The sequence below is a fragment of the Mycobacterium sp. TH-M25 genome, from assembly GCF_057473665.1.
Genome location: NZ_JBYCLA010000180.1, coordinates 1 through 4106, shown reverse-complemented (window position 1 = coordinate 4106; position 4106 = coordinate 1). Strand labels below are relative to the sequence as shown.

The 4106-nt window shown below is 65.8% G+C and carries 4 protein-coding genes; 2 read left to right on the top strand and 2 right to left on the bottom strand.

The window, feature by feature from the left end:
* On the bottom strand, positions 1 to 162 hold a 162-nt coding region (locus tag AC2VOU_RS06105; protein ID WP_486956565.1), incomplete at its 3' end, for a glutaredoxin domain-containing protein.
* Positions 163 to 510: 348 nt separating this feature from the next.
* A complete protein-coding gene (locus tag AC2VOU_RS06100) occupies positions 511 to 2259 on the bottom strand; it encodes a ParB/RepB/Spo0J family partition protein (RefSeq protein ID WP_486956564.1) in 1749 nt (582 codons plus the stop codon).
* A 320-nt stretch (positions 2260 to 2579) separates the two neighbouring features.
* Here AC2VOU_RS06100 and AC2VOU_RS06095 point away from each other — a divergent pair, with 320 nt between their 5' ends.
* Entirely contained in the window at positions 2580 to 2906 is a 327-nt protein-coding gene (locus tag AC2VOU_RS06095; protein ID WP_486956563.1) for a hypothetical protein, read from the top strand.
* 385 nt (positions 2907 to 3291) lie between these two features.
* The coding region (locus tag AC2VOU_RS06090; protein ID WP_486956562.1) for a tyrosine-type recombinase/integrase at positions 3292 to 4106 on the top strand (815 nt) is incomplete at its 3' end.

The following is a 4106-nucleotide window of genomic DNA, read 5'->3' as shown; positions in this document are numbered from 1 at the left end:
GACGGGGGCTTGCAGGTAGCCCAGGGCCATGACGAGGTCGCGGGCGGCGGGATCGCCGGCTATGTCAACTTTGGTGTAGGCCAGTCCTTTTTTCTCGAGCGCTTTGATGACCGCGCTGCATTGCACGCAGGCTGGTTTGGTATAAACGGTGATCGAGTCCATTTTCGCGGCCTTCCGGTTATTGGTCATCGCCATGCTTCTATTCTACTTCAGAAATGGTAGTGGGGTCATACCTCAATTTGTCTTCTCGCGCAGTTAAAGACGGGGATAACCATTGAATGTGATGACCCGTCAGTGCGGTTCACCGCTGCTTCATACACCATTTATCGGCACGCGATAATTCGCCTCAGACATGCGGTTCGTATGTTCGACGGCCCGCATCGGTCGGAAGCCGCACCATTGCCGGACCGGCCGTTCTGTCAGGTGCCGCCCGCGAGTCCCTCCGGCTTTGGCGGTGTATGTCGGCGGTGAGGGTGGGGCAGGATTGTCGGTCCTGCCCCACCCGGTGGGTTAGGCCGCGTCGGTGGCTTCGCCCTCGGTGTTGTCATCGCCGCTGGCCGGTCCGGTGGCTTCGGCCAGGTGCTCGTCGTAGACCTCGTCGGCTGTGCGCTCTCCGGTGATGACCTGCTCGATGGGGGATAGCGCGTAGCCGTTGTCGGCCAGGTAGCGCAGCAGGTCGCCGCTGGTCATCCGGAAGCTCCATCCCCAGCGGGCCTCGCTGAGGTCCACTGCCGGTTCCGGGTGCCGCCAGGCGTCCTTGGGGGTGCGCGATTCCAGGCACCCGAGAACGGAGGCCAGGATGATCACCTGGGCGCGGGCATCGCCGTTGTCGGGCAGGCCGGTGACCAGTGCGCGGATCGCCGCGCCTTCGTCACCGCCCTTGGGGTCAAGTCCGAGGATGGCGGCGGTGACGTGCTGCCCGTTGTGCTCGGTCAGCAGGTGCGAGTCCCGGGCCACGGCGTCGGCAACGAAACGTCCAGCGCCTTTGGGTGGGGTCTTGCGGGACACCAGCGTGAGCAGGAATTGCCGGCGCACCACGCCTGCGGCCTCACCCAGCTTGTTGAGCGCGATGACCTTGCGGCGCTCGCGGCGCTCGGCGTCGTGCTCGGCCTGCGCTGCCGCTGCCTCCCGCGCCGCTTTGGCCTCGTCGTCCTCGCCGTCGAGATCGACTGCACCATCGGCGATTTGGGTGGGCTCGCTCATCCCGGCGAACCGCTGGAACCGCTCGTTGGGTACCAGGCCCGCCGCCTCGTAGTCGAGGCAGAAGTACTCCGGCACGAACAGCGTGGCCTCGGTGACCGTGGTGGCGTGGCGCAGACCCTCAGCGGGTGTGGCCTCGCCGTCGTGCTGGGTGTCCCAGTCCACGGCGTCCTCTTCCACGACCTCGCCGGTGTCGGCGTCGACCCAGCCGTCCTCTTCGTAGAGCACGACGGCCCACTGCGCCGGGTCGGTCACCACCGTCTCGTCGGCTTCCTCACCTGATGCGGTCACCAGGAACGCCAGCTCCACGTAGGCGGGGTCCCAGGAGTCGGGCACCTGGTCGAGCACGGTGAATCCTTTCTCGCGCCACGCCGCTTCGGCTTCGCGCTCTGCCTTCAAGCTGGCCTGCTGGTTGCGCAGACGTTCAACGGTGTAGTCGAACGACGGCGTTCCTGCCACGCGGGCCAGCTGTGCCAGAGCGTCGGGCATGTCATCGAACTCGGCCAGTACTGCGGCCTCGGTCAGGCTCAGCTGATCGGTGGCCAGCGCCTCCATCGCCGTCTGCGACTTGCCCGCCGCGCTAGCGGCTTTCACCGTGTCTTTGTCAACGGCCAGGGCCTTGGCGACCTTCGTCACCGACACGCCGGCGTCGAGCATCTGCTGAATGCCCTTGGCGCGCTGGTTGGTGGTGAGGCCTCGGCGGTGGTCGTTTTCCACGATCTGCGTCGAGACTCGCTCCACCAGCTGTGCTTTGTCGTCGCCGTCGCTGGCTGACCGGATGTAGACCGGCACAGTGGGCAGCTCGGCCTCGATCGCCGCGAGGGTTCGGCGCTGCCCGTATCGGACGCGGACCTGGCCGTCATCGCCGCGAACACCGACAAGCGGAACGAGGACTCCGTGCTCCTTGATGCTGGCGATGAACTCTCCGTCCAAGTCGGGCACGTCGCGCACGTTGCTGTCCAGCACCAGGTCGTGCGGGTCGATGTGCTCCAAAGTTCCAGACTCCGGATGCCCACTGTCGTTGACTGTTTCGTCACCTGGGGCGATGGGGTCGGTCATGTCGATACCTCCACTACAGGGGGCGTCCCAAGGGCCGCCCGTTCTTTTTGCCTTCTGGCAGAGGAGATGTAAGGCCGGTAGTGGCCGAGGGAGGGCTAGGTTCCGGGCGGAAAGTTTTCCCGCGAGCGCAGCGAGCGGATCGGAAAAGTTTCCGCGCCGAAGGCCAAGCGCAGCGCAGCGGGAAACCTAGCGTGAGCCGGCCGCCGGCCTAGCATCGGAGAGCCAGAAGGAAAAAACTGCGATCGAGACAGGGCCTCGATTCGCGCCGCGTACGTCGTGTCGTGCTTGCCCGCCGGCGCCGCAGTTGCCATGCTGCTGGCATGCGGTTCTCGGGCGTGTATGACGCCTACGAGGCGTGGGCCATTCTCGATGGCCTCTATAAGCGGATCGCCCAGGCAGGCGCGTGGGCGGACAAGCAAACCACCAACGAGTACACGTTGGCGTATGAGCCTCGGTGGAAGCAGTTACTCAGCGGCGGCTATCGTGCTCGGTCGCAAGAGTACTTCCGAGAGTTGCCAGAGGGCGACGTCGGCGCGGTGCTGAACGTTCCCAGTCCGTTCACAGCGGTTGAGGCACGTCGCGCAGCCGGGCGAGAGGCTGTGTCGGCGATTGCGCCGCTGACCGACCGAAACAAAACGTCACTGTGACGATAAGGCGGTGGGGTAGCCCCCGTGCCCGAAGGGATGGGAAGTGGGCCCGTGACGCCGCGTCGGCGCTCGGCGCCACGGGCGGCAACGAATCCCGATATCGAATCACGCTCAAATACTCGCGACCGGGCGCCCGCCAGGTGCAATCCCGTGTGCCTGACACGTGCACGGCACAAGGATGACGGCACTCGCGCCGCGCGGACTTCCTCGCGTCTCGCCTGGTCTCACAGATAATCACGATTATGTGTGAGATGATTGCCGGGTGGTCGATGACTCCTCGGGCGGCGAATCAGCGCGTCGGCGGCGGCCTCGGCAATCGTCGGAGGCGACGAAACGTGGTGTCTCCGCGGCTGATAGGCGTGCTGGTGATGCTCTGGCGTCTCGGGTGCGCCCGGAGTGGTTTGAGGCGTTTCTGGCCGCGCGCCGTTCGGCCAAACAGTCAGCTCACACGGTGCGGGCGTATTGCCAGGATTTCGACGCCATCTGCGCGCTGATGTCATCGGCTGGCGATCGCCCCACGGAGCAGCAGCTGACGCCGGCCGCGATCACGACCGATACCGTACGTGCGGCGTTCTCCCGCTATGCGCCGAGTCGGTCGGCAGCCACGGTGCGGCGCTGTTGGTCGAGCTGGAATGCGTTGTGCACGTTCTTATTCGAAGAACAAGTGATCGACACTAATCCGATGGCGCGGGTGCCCCGACCCGCGCCCGACGAACACACCGCTAAATCGCTTCAGCCCGACACGATCGCGGCGGTGGTGGCCGCCATCGCCGACGACGACACCACCAACCCCCGGGTCTGGATCGAACGCGACCAGGCCATGGTGCTGACCTGCCTGCTGGCAGGCCTTCGCACCGAGGAACTGCTGGGCTGCAACATCGGTGACATCCGACGCTCCGGGGCCGGCACGGTCATTCACGTGCGGGGCAAAAACCGCAAAGAGCGCGACGTCCCGATCGAGCAGCAGCTGCTCGCGGTGATCGAACGCTACCTGGACAGCCGCGCCGAGCGGTTCCCCCGCCGGCTGGGGCGCGCCCACTCCCCCGCCGGGGGACTCGACCAATGGCCGGCGCACGCGCCGCTGTTCGTCAACGTCGATGACGGTGAACGGATTTCGCGGGAAACACTGCAATACCGGGTATTGCGGGCGTTCAAACGCGCCGGCAAGAACGGTACCCGACCGACCGGCGCTCTGCTGCA

What these genes read in the sequence shown, in the direction of transcription:
- AC2VOU_RS06100 (WP_486956564.1), bottom strand. Translation starts at nt 2,259, where the DNA reads ATGACCGACCCCATCGCCCCAGGTGACGAAACAGTCAACGACAGTGGG.
- AC2VOU_RS06095 (WP_486956563.1), top strand. Translation starts at nt 2,580, where the DNA reads ATGCGGTTCTCGGGCGTGTATGACGCCTACGAGGCGTGGGCCATTCTC.